Source organism: Flavobacterium sp. PLA-DH12, assembly GCF_059511845.1.
This window is the reverse complement of record NZ_JCAMPD010000011.1, coordinates 163,682-181,551: the sequence shown is the minus strand read 5'-3', so window position 1 is coordinate 181,551 and position 17,870 is coordinate 163,682. Positions and strand designations below refer to the sequence as shown.

15 protein-coding genes and 1 tRNA gene are annotated in these 17,870 nt (G+C 33.2%); 10 read left to right on the top strand and 6 right to left on the bottom strand.

What is annotated here, in order from left to right:
- Nucleotides 1–204: 204 nt before the first annotated feature.
- Nucleotides 205–1,566, bottom strand: coding sequence for a hydroxymethylglutaryl-CoA synthase family protein (locus AC5ZCW_RS19755; RefSeq protein ID WP_496121381.1), 1,362 nt, complete (start codon nucleotides 1,564–1,566; stop codon nucleotides 205–207).
- Between the two features lie 355 nt (nucleotides 1,567–1,921).
- Between AC5ZCW_RS19755 and AC5ZCW_RS19750 the strand changes: the two genes are divergently transcribed.
- The 5 genes from AC5ZCW_RS19750 (at nucleotide 1,922) to AC5ZCW_RS19730 (ending at nucleotide 7,296) form a co-directional block, all read left to right on the top strand.
- On the top strand, nucleotides 1,922–2,587 hold the full coding sequence (locus AC5ZCW_RS19750) for a succinate dehydrogenase cytochrome b subunit (protein WP_111425173.1): 666 nt from the start codon (nucleotides 1,922–1,924) through the stop codon (nucleotides 2,585–2,587).
- An 11-nt stretch (nucleotides 2,588–2,598) separates the two neighbouring features.
- Nucleotides 2,599–4,599 carry a fumarate reductase/succinate dehydrogenase flavoprotein subunit gene (locus AC5ZCW_RS19745; protein ID WP_177211806.1) on the top strand — a complete coding sequence of 667 codons (2,001 nt, stop codon included), beginning with the start codon at nucleotides 2,599–2,601 and terminating at the stop codon, nucleotides 4,597–4,599.
- A 95-nt stretch (nucleotides 4,600–4,694) separates the two neighbouring features.
- Complete coding sequence (locus AC5ZCW_RS19740; RefSeq protein WP_177211807.1) at nucleotides 4,695–5,441, top strand: succinate dehydrogenase/fumarate reductase iron-sulfur subunit; 747 nt, start codon at nucleotides 4,695–4,697, stop codon at nucleotides 5,439–5,441.
- A 272-nt stretch (nucleotides 5,442–5,713) separates the two neighbouring features.
- Complete coding sequence (locus tag AC5ZCW_RS19735; RefSeq protein ID WP_281634105.1) at nucleotides 5,714–6,490, top strand: DeoR/GlpR family DNA-binding transcription regulator; 777 nt, start codon at nucleotides 5,714–5,716, stop codon at nucleotides 6,488–6,490.
- A gap of 38 nt (nucleotides 6,491–6,528) precedes the next feature.
- On the top strand, nucleotides 6,529–7,296 hold the full coding sequence (locus AC5ZCW_RS19730; RefSeq protein WP_496121378.1) for a nitrilase family protein: 768 nt from the start codon (nucleotides 6,529–6,531) through the stop codon (nucleotides 7,294–7,296).
- Here AC5ZCW_RS19730 and AC5ZCW_RS19725 read toward each other — a convergent pair.
- Nucleotides 7,293–8,981, bottom strand: coding sequence for an Ig-like domain-containing domain (locus AC5ZCW_RS19725; protein WP_343541112.1), 1,689 nt, complete (start codon nucleotides 8,979–8,981; stop codon nucleotides 7,293–7,295). The two genes, AC5ZCW_RS19730 and AC5ZCW_RS19725, sit on opposite strands and share 4 nt — an antisense overlap.
- A gap of 212 nt (nucleotides 8,982–9,193) precedes the next feature.
- Between AC5ZCW_RS19725 and AC5ZCW_RS19720 the strand changes: the two genes are divergently transcribed.
- From AC5ZCW_RS19720 to AC5ZCW_RS19705, 4 genes are all read left to right on the top strand, one after another.
- Entirely contained in the window at nucleotides 9,194–10,159 is a 966-nt protein-coding gene (locus AC5ZCW_RS19720) for a hypothetical protein (protein WP_496121376.1), read from the top strand.
- Nucleotides 10,119–12,479 carry a hypothetical protein gene (locus AC5ZCW_RS19715; protein ID WP_496121374.1) on the top strand — a complete coding sequence of 787 codons (2,361 nt, stop codon included), beginning with the start codon at nucleotides 10,119–10,121 and terminating at the stop codon, nucleotides 12,477–12,479. Before AC5ZCW_RS19720 ends, AC5ZCW_RS19715 begins: the two co-directional genes overlap by 41 nt.
- A 10-nt stretch (nucleotides 12,480–12,489) precedes the next feature.
- On the top strand, nucleotides 12,490–12,894 hold the full coding sequence (gene mce, locus AC5ZCW_RS19710) for a methylmalonyl-CoA epimerase (protein WP_496121372.1): 405 nt from the start codon (nucleotides 12,490–12,492) through the stop codon (nucleotides 12,892–12,894).
- Nucleotides 12,895–13,040: 146 nt separating this feature from the next.
- Nucleotides 13,041–13,114: transfer RNA gene (locus AC5ZCW_RS19705), tRNA-Ile, on the top strand.
- Nucleotides 13,115–13,214: 100 nt separating this feature from the next.
- Here the strand turns inward: AC5ZCW_RS19705 and AC5ZCW_RS19700 are convergent.
- The 3 genes from AC5ZCW_RS19700 to AC5ZCW_RS19690 all read right to left on the bottom strand — a co-directional run bounded on the left by AC5ZCW_RS19700 (nucleotide 13,215) and on the right by AC5ZCW_RS19690 (nucleotide 15,682).
- Nucleotides 13,215–14,015 carry a retron system putative HNH endonuclease gene (locus AC5ZCW_RS19700; protein WP_496121370.1) on the bottom strand — a complete coding sequence of 267 codons (801 nt, stop codon included), beginning with the start codon at nucleotides 14,013–14,015 and terminating at the stop codon, nucleotides 13,215–13,217.
- A gap of 3 nt (nucleotides 14,016–14,018) precedes the next feature.
- Nucleotides 14,019–15,248 (bottom strand): AAA family ATPase, encoded by a 1,230-nt coding sequence (locus tag AC5ZCW_RS19695; protein ID WP_496121368.1) that lies wholly within the window; start codon nucleotides 15,246–15,248, stop codon nucleotides 14,019–14,021.
- A gap of 149 nt (nucleotides 15,249–15,397) precedes the next feature.
- On the bottom strand, nucleotides 15,398–15,682 hold the full coding sequence (locus tag AC5ZCW_RS19690) for a hypothetical protein (protein ID WP_496121366.1): 285 nt from the start codon (nucleotides 15,680–15,682) through the stop codon (nucleotides 15,398–15,400).
- A 519-nt stretch (nucleotides 15,683–16,201) separates the two neighbouring features.
- Between AC5ZCW_RS19690 and AC5ZCW_RS19685 the strand changes: the two genes are divergently transcribed.
- Nucleotides 16,202–16,621, top strand: a complete 420-nt coding sequence (locus AC5ZCW_RS19685; protein ID WP_281634099.1) for a very short patch repair endonuclease — start codon at nucleotides 16,202–16,204, stop codon at nucleotides 16,619–16,621.
- On the opposite strand, the gene dcm is transcribed toward AC5ZCW_RS19685, so the two are convergent.
- Nucleotides 16,618–17,604, bottom strand: a complete 987-nt coding sequence (gene dcm / locus AC5ZCW_RS19680) for a DNA (cytosine-5-)-methyltransferase (protein ID WP_281634098.1) — start codon at nucleotides 17,602–17,604, stop codon at nucleotides 16,618–16,620. The two genes, AC5ZCW_RS19685 and dcm, sit on opposite strands and share 4 nt — an antisense overlap.
- Nucleotides 17,605–17,870 lie beyond the last annotated feature (266 nt).

The following is a 17,870-nucleotide window of genomic DNA, read 5'->3' as shown; positions in this document are numbered from 1 at the left end:
ATTATTACAATATTTATATTACTATAATCACGAAAGACCACATCAGGGAATTGATGGAAAAAAGCCAATTGAAATGATAAATCCGTTACCGAAATAAGTGACTTTTACAGAAATGACAAACTATGTGGGTATAAAACAAAAAACCGAAGCGTTTGCTTCGGTTTTTTTATTGGAATTTGGTCCCGATAGCTATCGGGATGAAATTTAATCAATCCATTTATAATATCTCGCCCCAATCAAAACTGGGATTTCTTTTTCGATTCTATCTAAAACCCATTCGTTTTTAGGAGTTCTTACGCTTTGTTTTTGTTCTTTTTTATGAAGACTTTCGTAAGTGCTGAAATCAATTTCTACGCTTTCGGCTAAATTTTCAAAAAGTTTCACGTTTTCTAAAGCCGATTTCCATTCTGGCTGAATCGTTCCTTCAAAAACTTTCGATTTTGATCCGCTTCCATAAGCTAAGAAACCAAATTTAGTTCCAGCTACTTCTTTATTTGTATCATAAAAATGAGCCAAAGTTGACAATAATCCCATGAAAATAGAACCAGTATAAAGGTTTCCTATTAAAGAAGAAGCCAATTCAGCAGGTTGTAATTTCTCAGTTACAAAACTTCTGTAATCATCAGATTTTGCTACTTCTTTAATTTTTGTCTGATAATCTGCTGGCGCAATATCATCGGTGATAATTTTTTCGGCGCTGTCTAAAGCATAAATTTCAGATAACATTCTTCTTCCTTGAAAAGAATATGGCAAGTGCATTACAATACTGTGCCAAGTGTTATATAAAGTTTCGGTAGTGTTTTTTAATTTTTTGAATGAAAAGTAAGCATTGCGCGTACGATCCATGTAACATTGATTCGAATATTGTCCGTCAAAAACAGGCTGATCTTTATGGATTTCTATTTCAGCTTCTAAATTATCAAACCAAGAATCGTTGTTTGCGTTTTTAGTAATTTCTTCTTTAGAAATCGTTCTGTATGGTTTAAAGAAATCAAAAACACCTTTTGTGCTCGTTGCCCAATTGTCATCAAAAGCAATAATTTTTGGATTTGAAGCAATTAACATGGCGACAGCTCCGGCTCCTTGAGTGTATTCTCCTCCTGAATTTAAATCGTATTTTGCAAAATCAGAAGTAACTACAATTGCTTTTTTAGTCGGATTCAGTTTTACAAAATCTAAACAGTTTTGCATCGCATCAACTCCACCAATGCAGGCAAAAGTGAAATCTACAACGTCGCATTCCGCTAATGAATCTTCACCAAATTTTTGCTCCATTAAACTAATTAAATAAGAAGCGATAGGTTTTGAGCTGTCAACACCGCTTTCGGTACCAACATAGATTCGGCTTATTTCTTTTAAATCAATTTTATTATCAATGATAAGCTTGGTTAAAGCATTTGCTCCAAAAACAACCGCGTCCTGATGAACGTCTGGAAAAGTCATTTTTAGTAATCCAAGACCTTTTTCTAATTTTTCTGGTTCAATATTTCTGGCGATCGCCAAAGTTTTTATGGGTAAATGTATGTTTGCTACATCGAAGGATATAGCATCAATTCCTGTTTTCATTCTTAATTTTTTGAGCCGCTAAAGGTAAAACTATGTTGCGGAATGACAATTTTTTACTTAGACAAAATTTCTGCCGAAGAGCACTTTTGAAGAAAATAAATCAAAAGTTTGAATAAAATAACAATATGATAAATTTTTGGTAATCTACTTAGAATAGAATTTCCCTGCTATGGCTTAAAAAGCAGTATTTTGAAATTTACATAGTGAATTATTTTTTAGTAGCTTTATTATTGTACGTAAAAATACGTAGAACTGAGCTATTTTAAAATCATTATAAATAAGAGCGAAATGGTTGTAGTTCTTTTGTAATTGAATTATTTTTGTGTAATTTTTTAAAACAAACTACTTAACACTTATGGCACAATCTGCACTATTGAATGCTTCCATCTTAAAGAAAGTAGCTATGGCTCTTTCGGGAATATTCTTAATCACGTTTTTAGCGCTGCATGTTTCCTTAAATTTTATTTCTATTATTAGTGAAGACGTTTTCAATGAAGCTTCTCACTTTATGGGATACAATCCGCTGATTCAGTACGTAATGCAGCCAATTTTGGCAATTGGAGTAATTTTCCACTTCGTAATGGGATTTATTCTTACTGCTCAAAACAGCGCAGCACGACCAATCGCTTACGCTAAATACAACGGAGCTGCGAATGCTTCTTGGAGTTCTAGAAATATGATTATTTCTGGATTGGTTATTTTAGCTTTCTTAGGATTGCACTTTTATGATTTCTGGTTTCCTGAAGTTACCTACAAGTATATTGCGGGTACAGCGCCAGATGCTACAAGGTATTATGGTGAGTTGGTTCACAAATTTCACGACCCAATCCGTACAGCATTGTACTGTGTGTCTTTTATCCTTTTAGGATTCCACTTATGGCACGGGTTTGCATCTTCTCTTCAATCTGTAGGGATGCACAACAAATACTCAAGATTTTTATCAAAAGTAGGTTACTGGTTTGCAGTTGTAGTTCCAGCGCTTTTTGTAATTATCGCTTTATTTCATCATTTCAATAATTAATATCAATTATAATGGCATTAGATTCAAAAATTCCAAATGGTCCTATAGCGGACAAATGGACAAATTATAAAGATCATATTAATTTAGTAAACCCTGCTAACAAACGTAATTTAGATATTATCGTAGTTGGTACAGGTTTGGCTGGAGGTTCGGCTGCGGCTACTTTGGCTGAGTTAGGATATAACGTAAAAGCATTCTGTTTCCAAGATTCTCCACGTCGTGCGCACTCTATTGCGGCGCAAGGAGGTATCAACGCAGCAAAAAACTATAAAGGTGACGGTGACTCTATTTACAGATTGTTTTACGATACTGTAAAAGGTGGAGATTACCGTGCTCGTGAGGCAAACGTTTATCGTTTAGCTGAGGTTTCAGGTAATATTATTGACCAATGTGTGGCTCAAGGGGTGCCGTTGGCTCGTGAATATGGCGGACTTTTAGATAACCGTTCTTTTGGAGGAACTTTGGTTTCTCGTACATTTTACGCACAAGGACAAACTGGACAGCAATTATTGTTAGGAGCTTATTCTGCAATGAACCGTCAGATTGGTCGTGGAAAAATTAAAATGTACAACCGTCACGAAATGCTTGACATTGTAATCGTGAACGGAAAAGCGAGAGGTATTATCGCTCGTGACTTGATTACAGGAAAAATAGAAAGACATTCTGCTCACGCAGTAGTAATTGGTTCTGGAGGATACGGAAACGTATTTTTCCTTTCAACAAATGCTATGGGAAGTAACGCAACAGCAGCTTGGAAAATTCATAAAAAAGGAGCGTTTTTCGCAAATCCTTGCTACACGCAAATTCACCCAACATGTATTCCAGTTTCAGGAGATCACCAGTCTAAATTGACTTTGATGTCTGAATCTTTACGTAATGACGGTCGTATTTGGGTACCTAAAAACCTTGAAGATGCAAAAGCAATCCGTGAAGGAAAGAAAAAAGCAACTGATTTATCTGAAGACCAAAGAGATTATTTCTTAGAAAGAAGATATCCTGCGTTTGGTAACTTAGTGCCTCGTGATGTTGCGTCTCGTGCAGCTAAAGAAAGATGTGATGCTGGTTTTGGAGTTAACAAAACTGGAGAAGCAGTTTACTTGGATTTCGCAGCAGCAATCAAACGTTACGGAACTGAAGATGCTTATGTAAAAGGTTTAGATGATAAAGATGCTGCTTTGGTAACTAAATTAGGAGCTGCTATCGTGAAAAGTAAGTACGGAAACTTATTCCAGATGTATTACAAAATCGTTGACGAAGATCCTTATACTACACCAATGATGATTTACCCAGCGGTTCACTACACAATGGGTGGAACTTGGGTTGATTATAACTTAATGACTACAATTCCTGGATGTTTCTCAATTGGAGAATCTAACTTCTCTGACCACGGAGCAAACAGACTTGGAGCTTCTGCTTTAATGCAAGGTTTGGCTGATGGATATTTCGTATTGCCATACACTATCGGAGATTATTTAGCTCCAGATATTAAAATGGGAGAAATTTCTACAGACTTGCCAGAATTCGTTGAAGCTGAAAAAGCAGTTGTAGATCAAATCAATAAGTTTATCAATAATAACGGTAAACATTCTGTAGATTATTTCCATAAAAAACTTGGAAAAATTATGTGGAATAAAGTAGGTATGGCTCGTAATGCTAAAGGATTAACTGAAGCTATCGAAGAAATTGCTGCTTTACGTGAAGAGTTTTATAAAGATGTAAAAGTTCCTGGAGGTGCTTACGAATTTAATCAAGAATTAGAAAAAGCAACTCGTGTTGCCGATTTCTTAGAATTAGGAGAATTGTTCGCGAAAGATGCTTTACACCGTAACGAATCTTGTGGAGGTCACTTCCGTGAAGAATACCAAACAGAAGAAGGAGAAGCACTTCGTGATGACGAAAACTTTGCATACGTTGCAGCTTGGGAATACAAAGGAAAACCAAGTGACGCGGTATTACACAAAGAACCTCTTAATTACGAAAACATTAAATTAGTTCAAAGAAGTTATAAATAAGAATTTGGTCGAAAGCCCAAAGTCTTAAAGTCAAAAGGCAAAATGTGCCAAGCGACTTTCGACTTTCGACTTTATGACTTTCAAACGAAAAAGGTATGAAACTTACATTAAAAATATGGCGTCAAAAAAACGCTCAAGATAAAGGAGGGATTGTAGAATATCCTATCGATGGAATCGAGCCGGACATGTCTTTCCTTGAAATGTTAGACGTTCTTAACGAAGGTTTAATCAACAAAGGAGAAGAACCAGTTGCATTTGACCACGATTGTCGTGAGGGAATCTGCGGAATGTGTTCTTTATTCATCAATGGAGAAGCGCACGGACCAGACAGAGGAGTTACAACTTGTCAGTTGCACATGCGTATGTTTAAAGATGGTGATACGATTTTTATCGAGCCATTTAGAGCAAAAGCTTTCCCAGTAATTAAAGATTTAGTGGTTGACAGAAGTTCTTTTGATAGAATTCAACACGCAGGAGGGTTTATTTCTGTAAATACTTCAGGAAATACAATCGACGCGAATACTATTCCAGTTCCAAAAGACGATGCAGATAAATCATTTGATGCTGCTGCTTGTATTGGTTGTGGAGCTTGTGTTGCAACTTGTAAAAACTCTTCAGCAATGTTATTCGTTTCTGCAAAAGTTTCTCAATATGCATTATTGCCACAAGGTAAAGTTGAAGCAACGGATCGTGTTTTACACATGGTTCACCAAATGGATTTAGAAGGTTTCGGTAACTGTACTAATACAGGAGCTTGCGAAATTGAATGTCCAAAAGGAATTTCGCTTGAAAATATCGCACGTATGAACCGTGAGTATTTAGCAGCAAGCTTAAAAGGATAATACACAATTTAGTATATTTTAGAAAAACGCTTCCGTTACGACGGAAGCGTTTTTTGTTTTCTGAAACAGCGTAATTTATTTGTAAATCCGTTCAAATGTGTAAAAGGCTTCAATTTATCTTAAAAAAGAGCTTAAAACAGGTGATTTTAAGTTTTTGATGCAAACGGGTTCTGTTTTGTTTTAAAGTGGTCTAATGCGCTAATTTGATTTTTTGTTTCGATGAATTGTTTCCTGAAATGTTTATTTTTGTAATTAGAAAAAAAATAATAGGCATGAGCACGGAAAATGAAGTTTTAAATTACAGTAAAGAAGAACGTAAAAATCATATTTTAAAAGAGATTAACCTGCACACTCGTGTAAGTTTTGAAACTCTTTCGGCTAAACTTGGTGTTTCTGAAGATACTGTTCGACGAGATATTAACGAGCTTGATGCCGATTCACTTTTAATCAAAGTAAAAGGTGGTGCGATGACCAAAGGATATCACTATTCGTCATCGAACCAAACTTATGCAGTAGAAGCAAAACAGGTTATTGCACAAAAAGCAGTAGATCTTCTCCATGACGGAATGGTTTTAATTGTGGATGGCGGAACAACCATTCGCGAATTTATCCGATTAATTCCAAACGATCTTAATTTGACTGTTTTTACTATTACTGCGTTAACGGCTGTGCAGCTTTTAGATAAACCAAATATTAAAACCATAATGATTGGCGGAAGCATTTCTTCGTATAGTCAGATGTGTGTGAGCGGAGAGGCTTTTCATCAATTGGCTAATATAAAAGCAGATCTTCTGGTTCTTGGAACAAATGCTTTAGACATAGATGGTGGTTATTCTGATTCTGATTGGGAAACGGTTCAGGTTAAGAAAGCAATGATTCAGGCTTCTAAAAAAACAGCGGTTTTAACTATTACAGAAAAGCTAAATACAGTTCTTAAAATGAAAATAGCTAGCTTGTCTGAGATAAATTATGTTATAACTGAAGAAGAGCCAACTCATGCAAAACTAAAATTATACAAAGAGAATTTTCCTGACTTGACTGTGATTTAATTTCAAAACCTGTTTTTTCTACTTATCCATAGAACAAGATGAAAATTGCTTTAATCCAAACCGATCTTTTTTGGCAAGATGCCAGTAAAAACCGAGAAAATTTCGATTCGAAAATCAATGAAATCGATTCGGAAGTAAATTTGATTGTGCTTCCAGAAATGTTTTCGACCGGATTTACAATGAATGCTTCTGAAGTTGCGGAAACTATGCAGGGCGAAACCATTGGTTGGATGAAATTTAAAGCAAGACAAAAAAACACAGCAATTACAGGAAGTGTCGTCATTGCGGAAAATGGAAAATATTATAATCGTATGATTTTTGTTTTTCCGTCAGGTGAAATCCAGTATTACGATAAACGTCATTCGTTCTCTCTTGCGGGCGAAGATAAAGTGTATACACGCGGAAATCAAAAAGTTATTGTAGACTATCTGGATTGGAAAATATGTCTGCAGGTTTGTTATGATTTGAGATTTCCGGTTTTTGTGCGTAACACAGAAAATTACGATCTGATTTTATATGTCGCCAATTGGCCAAAAGTGCGAACCAATGCTTGGGATGCTTTGCTGAAGGCGCGTGCTATCGAAAATCTTTCGTACGTAATTGGGGTAAATAGAATAGGGAAAGATGCTCATCATTTGGAACATATTGGCCATTCGCAAGCGATAGATTTCTTGGGAAATTATATTTTAGAACCGCAAGAAAAAAATGGTGTCTTTGTCGTAGAATTAGACAAAAACACCATGTATGAAACGCGTAAAAAATTAGATTTTCTAAGCGATAAAGATCAGTTCGAAATCAAGCTTTAGAACGCTTTCCGTTTCTTTTCTGCTTCTTTTTTCTTTTTATCGTCTTGTTTTTTCTCGACTTCTGGATTAAACGGAATGCTTAAGTCGATGGTTTCGTTCCTGTCCCAATTGGCACGGACATCAAATTCCTCCTGATTGTAAAAAACTTCTTCGGCATATCTCTTTTCTAAGAAGTTTCCAGTGTCGTACACTTTATTTTTATTGTCATCATAAATAATACGAACCGTAAACATATCAGGCTGCAACAAATTGAATTCTAAAGTAGTTGCGCCTTCAGAATATCCTTCGGCTAAAACAACATCTCCTTTTTTATTGGTCAATTCGACAATTATAGGGAAACGTTTTACATTTTTCAGATTTAAAATGATGTTTCCGTAATCGGCATATTCTTTAGTGCTGAGTTTGTACGATAAAGTATCGTTTGTTTTTTCGTAAAAATCGGTCAAAGCGCCTGGCAAGAACGTAAAACTGTATTTATCAAGAGGTTCTTTTTTGAAATCAAAATAAAGCTTTTGGTCAAATTCATCGTATTCTGTCGTGTAAGGAACTGCAACAGAATCTTTGTTAACCAATTTGATTTTAGATTTATCAAATTTTACCAATGGAGTTTCAGTTTCCAATGTAAAACGGTCTCTAAAATTAAGCTGACCATTTTGCACTGCTTTAATATTTAAAGTGTCTTTTTTTAAGGCTTTAATTTTAAAAGAGAATCTCTTTTTGTAATCTCCTTTCTCAACTTCCATTGATAGCGAATCTGCTTTTACAGGTTTGTACCAAACTTGCAACGAATCCTTTTTAGGGAATTGGGTTACTATAGTTTCCAGAACTTCATTGCCATTTTTTAAGGTAATTTTTGGTTGTGATTTCTTAAAATCCTGTTTTCCTTCATACGGAAGATACAAGCGGTTTCCAGAAGCCTGAATAGGTTTGAATGCTTTTAGCGGAAGCGTTTCTTTAAATAATTCTAATTCGTAAACAGTATCTGAAGGAACTGTGATGTAATTTTTCAGAAAACCAATTTTATCGTCTTTTGGGTTAAATTTATTGTTAGATCCTTTGTCTTTTAAAGCAACCAAAAGATATTTCCCTTCCTTTAAATTTTCAAACTGAAAAGTTCGCATACTATCTAAAGTATTGGTAATATAGCGTGGAAAATCTTTGTAAATGGTAGAATCTTTGAATTTATCATTTACTTCGTATAGCATTACAGAAACAAAATTGTCAACATATTTTCCGTAAGAATCTTTAATTCTTCCATTCAATTTCAGCGAATCAATATGCGATCCTGTTGAAAAAATATATTTGAACTGATTTAGGGCATTTCCTTCATTGTTATCCTGAATAGCTTGCCCAAAATTTAAACTGTAAGTTGTGTTTGGCAACAAAGTATCTCGAAGTTCAATCTTGATAAATTTGCTGACACTCATAGGCGTAATTAATGGCTCATTTTTTAAAGGCGGAGAAATAATCAGCTGCTTATTGGTGTTTTTAAGTTTGACATATTCGTCAAAATTTAAAGTGATTGTACTTCCTTTAAAATTGGTGCTGAAATTTTTTGGAAAGCTAGATGTTAAAACAGGAGGTAACGTATCTTTTAAACCGCCGGTAATACTGCCTCTTTTTGCGCAGCTTATCATTGATATTAAAACTATAAATGCAATATATTTTAGAGTGTTTTTCAACATAACGGTTTTTCAATTTGATTGCACAAAATAACGATTATATTTGCTTTAATCGAAATTTTTTAGCCATTTATTAGGATTTGGCACTTTTGCGGATCTTCTAAAATTTTGGTGTTTCAAACATTTTAAAATGATATAATTTCTTACTTTTGGGGTAAAATATAATTTTCTAAGTTTTGTTCAAGCGAATTTTTCCAGTTTTGTTTCTCTTTTTAATGTTATCATGCACTAAAAATGAAAAACCTGTAATCTCTTTTTATTACTGGAAAACGTTGTTCAAATTTTCAAAAACAGAAAAAGAAGTTTTGAATGAGAATGGTGTTCAAAAGCTGTATGTAAGGTATTTTGACATTGGACTTCATCCTGAATCAAATTTACCCATTCCCATAAGTCCTATTCGATTTGAAGAAAACCCAAAAAACTATACAATTGTTCCAGTAGTTTTCATTCAAAACAAAGTGATGCTACAGCCCAATCTTGATGTGGAGAATCTAGCTCTGAAAACTTTTGATTTTATAGAACAGATTAATTCTAAAAACGAAATTACGTGTCAGGAAATTCAAATTGACTGCGATTGGACTTTAAAAAGCAAAGACAATTATTTAAAATTTATTGAGGTTTTTAAAAAACTTTCGAAAAAGAAACTTTCAGCTACTATTCGATTGCATCAGGTGAAATACTTTAAAAAGACAAAAATCCCAAATGTCGATTCTGGAGTTTTGATGTATTATAATATGGGATCGATTGCACCCGATTCTCTAAATTCTATTTACGATCAGAAAGTGGCAGAGCGATATCTTAAAAGTTTAAAAAGATATCCGCTGCATCTCGATTTTGCTTTTCCAATTTATTCTTGGGGAATTCATATTAGAAATAATAAAGTGATTGGACTGAGTTCTAAAATGAGCAGTGCATCATTAGAAAAAGATTCCAACTTTGAAAAAACAAGTCCGATTTTTTTTAGGGTAAAACATTCCAATTATAAAAATGGTGTTTTTTATGAAGAAAATGATCTTTTGAAAATAGAAGAAATAAAACCAGAGGATTTAAAAGAAATGGCAGAAGATTTGCAAGATCATCTTGTCGAAAAGCCAAACGAAATTATATTTTACGATTTAGACGAATTCAATTTAAACAATTATGAAAAGAATATTTTTAAGCAAGTTATTTCTTGTTTCTAGTGCCGTTTTGCTTTCTGCATTCGGAATTGCATACGCTTGCGCAGATGGAGATTGGGATTCTTATGGTTCTTATAATTCAAATTTCACTCCAGAAACTTTTGCTGACAAATCGTATTCGCCTTTGTTTCTATCGGGAGGAATATTTTACGGAATTGGTTTTGATACCCAACACAATTCTCGTTTTAATAAAAATATAAAATCAGATTGGGCAGATTATTTAAAAGGAAAAGTCGATACAACAACAGTCAATTATTTTTTGATTGGTGATGAAAAACCTAGATATTATTCTGATGACAAAAATATCATCAAAAATAAAGAAGAAATTGAAGGTTTGCATGTTTATTATAAAACGAAAAAAGAAAATAAAAGCACTCAAAAATGGGGGAAAAAGCTGAATCTGAAAGATGAGAAAGTAAAAAACTTTGTAGAATTTCTGTATTTGGCTCAAAAAATAGAAACGGTTTCAATTGGTGATGATTATTGGAGTTATGATCCTGTCGTGGCAAAAACTTTCAATGATGCCAAAATGATTCAGTCCATAGAAAATGTGTACAATACTTTGTCTGATCCGTTTTTGAAAAACAGATATTGGTTCCTGACGATGAAAGCACGTTTTTATAGCAATGACAAGCAAAAAGCAATTGACTTTTTTAATAAAACCGAAAGTTCTGTTGCAAAGAACACTCTGTATTATCGTGCTTTGGCGTATGTTGCTGGAATTAATTATAAACAGAAAAAATATGCGACTTCTAACTATTTGTATGCGCAAGTTTTTGATAAATGTCCAGAATTAAGAGTGGTTACAGCTTATAGCTTTAAGCCAAAAAATGAGTCAGATTGGACTAAAGCTTTGGCAATGGCAAAAAATAACAAAGAAAAAGCGGCGCTTTGGGCGATACATGGATATTACAAAGACGAAAAGCAGGCGATTGAAAAAATCTACGAATTAGATCCAAAAAGCGAACACCTAAATTATTTAGGGACAAGATTGGTTAACTCCCTAGAACAAAAAATAAATAATTCGTTTCAAGTAGACGGGCAAGGAGAAAATCAGAAGCCAAAACCGCAGACTGTTGCCGAAAATAAAGCTGAAAATAAAGCAAAAGTAGACAATAGCGCTGTTGATTTGATAGCGAAAATTTCTGCTGCAGGAAATACAGAAAAACCATATTTATGGGATATTGCCATTGGATATCTTCAAACGTTAAAAGGAGATTATGCAAATGCAGATAAAAATTACAGCAAAGCTGAAAAAACACTTCCGAAAACAGAATTGGCAGGAATGCAACTTCGCTTATTGCGCTTTGTAAATAATTTAAGCAAGATCGATAAGCTGACAGATAAAAATGAGAAAACCATTCTAGCCGATTTGAATTGGTTGTACGCTGAACTTCCTAAAAATTATAAAGGAGACACATTTCGTTATCAAAATGCTTCTTCATGGAGCAGAAGTTATTTGTCACATTTGTATAAAGAAAAAGGAGATCAGGTTATGGCAGAGATTTATGGAGAATCACGCTATAGTTATTGGAACGACGGAAATGCTTATTATGACAATGAAAAAAATCTGCTTGCAATAAAAGGCTTTTTAGAAAAGTCTAATAAATCTGAAATTGAGAAAATTGGTGCAGGAATTTATAGTTTAAAATTGAAAGACATTAATAACTTTCAGGCGGTTCAGGCAACTTTCAAAAACAAAATTCCAGAAGCGATTGAATTCATGAAACAAACAGATTCAGTTCAATATTATAAATTCTTGGGAAATCCGTTTAACGGAAATATTAAAGATTGTCACGATTGCGAACATGCAGCGTATCAAAAGAGAAAATATACTTTCATGGATTTCTTAACTACTATAAAAGAAATGCAGGATAAATTGGCTCAAAAAGAAGATGTTTACACGAACAGTCTTTTGCTGGGAAATGCTTTTTATAATATTTCTCATTTTGGAAACGGAAGAACTTTTTACGAAATGAGTATTGTGGGTTACGGATCGAGTCCATATTCATTTAGAGATTCGATGAAAGAAATGATTACAAACAATTCAGTTTCTAAAATGTATTACCAAAAAGCTTTTGAAGCTGCATCAAACAAAGAACAAAAAGCAAAATGTTTGTATTTGATTTCGAAATGTGAAAGAAATGACTATTACAATAAAAAATACAATAACATAAACAGCTATTGGGAAATTCAAGATGATAAAGTTAATTTTATTGCTTGGAATTCATTCAAAGCTTTAAGAAAAGACTATTCTGACACAAAATATTATCAGGATGTTATTGCAGAATGTGGTTATTTTAGAACATACACGAACCAATAAATTTGAAACAATGGTAAACAAAATAGAACATATCGGAATTGCAGTAAAAAATATAGATGATGCCAATATTTTGTTCGAAAAAATGCTTGGTGTTCCGTCTTATAAAATGGAAGCTGTAGAAAGCGAAGGGGTATTAACTTCTTTCTTTCAGACCGGAAATAATAAAATTGAACTTTTGGTGGCAACAAATCCAGAAAGTCCGATTGCAAAGTTTTTAGAAAAAAAAGGAGAAGGTATTCATCACATTGCTTTTGATGTTGATGATATCGAAGCCGAAATAGCGCGTTTAAAAAATGAAGGTTTTGTTCTGATTAACGAAGTTCCGAAGAAAGGAGCTGACAATAAATTGGTCGTTTTTCTGCATCCAAAGAACACAAATGGGGTTTTGGTGGAGCTTTGCCAAGAAATTAAATAAAAAAATGTCATTTTAATTTTTGAATAAGACGTTGAAAATCAATTTCGTTTTTAAAATTCAACGAAAGTTTTAAAATTAAATTAAAATGATGTCTTAAAATATTTGGAGTGAATGAAAAATAGTAGTAATATTGCATCCTCTAAACCGGTCCTATAGCTCAGCTGGTTAGAGCACCTGACTCATAATCAGGTGGTCCCTGGTTCGAGCCCAGGTGGGACCACAGTTAACACTTAAAAAGCCTTATAAACATTGCGTTTGTAAGGCTTTTTTATTTCTAGGGGACGAAGTTTTATTTATTGAGTTTGATTAGAGTTAATTGATTAACTTAATATATCCCACTGAAAATTGTAATTTCCATCGAGTCCTATCCTTGTTCTGTGATTATTGATTATAACAAGTGCATCATTAATATCTTTACTTTTTCGTATTAGAAATCTAAAATAACCTGCATACGCAGAGTCGTATTTTGTCTGAGCTTTTAGATTGTCAATAGCTTCTAATAATTTTAGATAAATTCTTTCCCTGCTAGCGGGTTGTACGAGAGTATTATAATGGGTTATAGTGTCCTTAATGGATTCCTCAACCTCGTATAGCGAAAGTAATATCTCTCCATGTTGACGACAAAGTGTTATTCGATCAAGATTACATGCTTCAATTGTGTTTTTAGCTTTTTTTCTGTCAGGTGCGGTTGGATTAATTAGAATTCTTAATTCTGAATAACTAAAATAATCTTCTCCATTATCGTAGACAGGATGGATAATTTCATTTAATTTAGTATCCCAATTGTTCTTTGGGGTGTTGCATTTTTCGCATGCGGGAAATAAATTACTCCATAAAAATGTATATTTTGGATAGAGCGATTTAGGGTGGAAATGTTCGATGTTAGTATAGCTTGCGGCTTCTATATATGATTCGCAGTATACGCATTTACCCTTTGTTGAGAGAATAATCGCGTCTTTAATCTCTTCTTGACGATAATTGTTTACGGCTTCATTTTTTAACTTTTCAGGTATATTTTTGTATCCTTTATATTCTTTAATTAAATTTATTAAATTACTTGTCCATTGAAGTTGATTAGTAAGTAAAATAGGAGGGATTTCTTGTTTTAATACTTTTATCATAATCTATAAAAATAGTTTGCTTCTTTTGATCTCATAAACTTTTAATATTGGATCATTAGAATGTAGTATTTGTTGTAGTTTTTTGAATTCTATTTCAAAATTTTCATGGTTTTTGTTTTCTAGGGCTTTTTCTATTTCTGATAAAATGATTTCGGTACCTAATTCGTCATTTGAAGTTACATCCATTAAATCTGTAAGGATATCATTGATTTGCCAGCCTTTAAATGATTTTTCTAATGGTTTTAAAACCAGATTGCCTTCATGAATTGGAATTTTTATTATTTCATTTTCTGACGCAGAGGATATGACGTATGGAGAATGCGTGGTTAGGATAAATTGAATTTTTGGGAATATACTTTTTAAGCTTCTTACGATTGTTTGTTGCCATTCTGGGTGTAGATGTGCGTCAATTTCATCTATAAGAACAGTTCCTTTTGAAAATTCGATTAGTCCAAATTCGCCTTCATTTACTCCTTCGCACCAATCAATTATTGAAAAAACTATTGATAAAATGGATTTAAATCCACCGGATAATTCTTCTAAATAGCACTCCTTATTGTTGATTGAAAATACAGGTTCTAAATCGCGTTCTATTCGTACAAATTGGAATTTTTGGTTAAGCGGAGCAATTTGAGGTAGGATTGTGATCATTCTTTTCCAATTAGCGTTTTCAATTCTTGCCCAATCTTTTTCAATTATAAAATAGCGATTAATCATCCATTGCTTTATTGCAGGTAATGTGGGGTTTTGCAAGAAAGAAGAGTTTGAGTGTCTATAATGATCTCTTCGTGATTCTCCTTTTGATTCACTTTGCATTCCTGATATTTTTTGATAATCAAAATATCTATGCGCACCTATAGCAAACATGTTGTATGGTGGAATGTTGTGGAAATTAATTGTGGTGTCTACTCCTTCATGAGGAACAGCTCCCCAATTGCTGGGACTAAAGTGGCGGTATTCCTGATCAGAACTTACTATATTTGTTGCTCCAATTCTAGTACTCTTGTCATCTAATTTGTAATCAAGCCAAAATTCAGCATTTTTTCTAAATCTTGTAAATTGTAAATTATTTGAGCTAAGGCAGTAGGTTAGACATTTTAAAATGGAAGTTTTACCTGTTCCATTAGCTCCAATAATTATGTTAACATCTGGAGAGAATTCAATGTCAAGGTTGTCAAATATGCCAATATTTGAAACGTGTAATTTGTGGATGTAATCACTGATGTTGTTCATGTAGTTTTGGTGTGTTTTGTTTTTAAATTAGATCTCGGTTGCATAAGATAAGCTGTCTAATCGGAAAACAAATATTTACTATTCCAAATATATTGAAAAACAATTATGTCAAGATATAAATATTGTCAATTTAAATAAAATGTTCTCAATTAATATTTATGAACTTTATTATTTTGCTCTAAAATTTCAGCAAATTCGGGATTGAGTTTGATGAAATCTAAGACAATGTTAGTTGTTTCGGTTATCATTTGTTCTTTGTTGTTTTTGTCTTCAATATCGTTAGCTGGTTCTAAAAGCTGTTCGAATGAACTTCCATTGTATATTAAAATTGCTACATAATATTCTAGTATAATGAAGTCTATATTGTTGGAGTTCTGTGTTGCGAACTTTGTGTTTTTAGGTAGTTCTTTGAATTGTGGATTGTTGGTTTTCATGTTTTGTAATTTTTTTAGTTATTTATTGCTTTGTTTTTGTCATCCAATCTTTTGTAAAGTGGCAATGTTTGTCTATTTAGGTTTATCATTTTTACATTTATAATCATTCTATTGCTGTGGTCTTTTACTTCAAATTCTTTCAATACAGCATCTAATTTTTTAAATTCATCTACATAGCTTGAATCTGTATAAAAATCAGTGTAGAGTTCAGAAACTTGTCTTGAACAATTCCAAACTTGGCATTTGAATTTATCATTGTTCTTGGTAACGTATTTTGTGACGTAAGAAGCAATTGACCTGATGTTATTTGAATTTAATTCCCGAACATCAAAAGCGGAAAAATGGTTTGTAATTCTCGTCTCTCGGAATTATTCCGTTTTTCTTTTGCAAATCAAGCCAGTTTTTCTTGCATTTTTTGTTTTTTTAATGTGAAAATTGAAATTTTCCGTATCAAAAATTAAACTTTACTTTTCCTAAAATCTCTTAACTTTATCCATCCAAAACAAATTTAATCTTCAGATGGATAGATTAACTCCCGAACAGCGGAGTAAAACTATGCAGGCAATAAAAAGCACTGCAACAAAAGGTGAAGTAAGGCTTGCTAAAGCTTTATGGAAATTGGGCTACAGGTATCGAAAAAACAACAAAAAGATATTTGGAAGACCCGATCTTACTTTTGCCAAATATAAAATTGCCATTTTTGTTGACAGCGAATTTTTTCATGGTAAAGATTGGGAAACGCAGCAATTGAGAATTAAATCGAATCGAGAATACTGGATTCCGAAAATTGAAAGAAATATACAGCGGGACAAAGAAGTCAACTCTTTTTTAATTGATAGAAATTGGACCGTTCTTAGGTTTTGGAGTAAGGATATTGAGAAAAACCTAGAAGTTTGTCTCGCGAGAATTGAAGGGACAATAATGCTTTTGAGTATTTAAACTCTTGCTGCTTTTAGTTGTTTGGCTTCTATTTTTTCAATGCATTTGAATATTTCTGAAGCAAGTCTTTCAATAACAGGCATGCTTACCGAATTTCCTGCCTGCTTGTAGAGGCTAGAATTGGAGATTTTTGGCAATTTATAACTGTCTGGAAAACCTTGAAAACGGAAACATTCTCTTGGAGTTAATTTTCTAAAACCGAATTCTGTTGTAATGATCGGAACATTATGCCCGCCAGTGCCCATATTGGCAGTTAAGGTAGGACACACTTCTTTTTTGTTTTCGCGCACATATTGTCTCCTGAACTGATAAATTCTATCTTCTCTTACAACAGCTTCTTTTAGCATGTTGTACATATATTTATCTTCAGTGTAGTAGAATTTCTTATCGACTTTTTCTTTTATGATTAAATCGGTTACTTTTTGGGTTAATTCTTCTTTTTCTGGAAAATTGAATTTAAAACCTTTTTTCACGAAATCTTTGTCAAACGCAACCATAAAAATACGTTCCCGATTGTGCGGAATGTTTCCAAAATTTTTGGTGTTCAGGATTGCGCTGTCAAAAGTATAATTGCGTTTTTTGATTTCGCGCTGAATCACTTTCATGGTATTTCCTTTATCATGTCCTTTTAGGTTTTTGACATTTTCAAGAAATACCACTTTTGGTCTCATTTCATCAATAAAATCTAATATTTTAAAGAAATGATTTCCTCTACTATCATTAAAGCCTTTTCGATGACCTGCAAGAGAAAAAGGTTGGCACGGAAATCCTGCGGTCAGAATGTCAATTTTGTTGAGCTCTTTTACATCGAGTTGCATTACATCGCCTTCAATAAGAGTGTGTTCAAAATTGTTCCTATAAGTGATGCAAGCTTTTTTGTCAAATTCATTAGCCCATTCTAGTTTAAATCCGGCATTTTCAAATCCTAAACAAATTCCGCCTACACCTGCATATAAACTTCCGACTGTATATTTGTTTTTCATTTGATTCTTTTGAGGTTGAAATGGATCTGGATTTGTGGTTTTGAATTTTCTTAATTAATGGAATTAAATTTTACAAATATATTAATTCATGAACATTCTCTTAAATATAATTAGAATTGAATTCAAGCTCTTTTTTTGATGTAAATTTTCAGTATAGATTTTTTTTGCAGATAAGATGAAAATGATTTTTTTTCTAAATCAGGAAATTCTTATAAGCTTGTTTGTCTTGTAAATAGTGGCAGAAAGAGGATTTTCTTTTCTAGAAT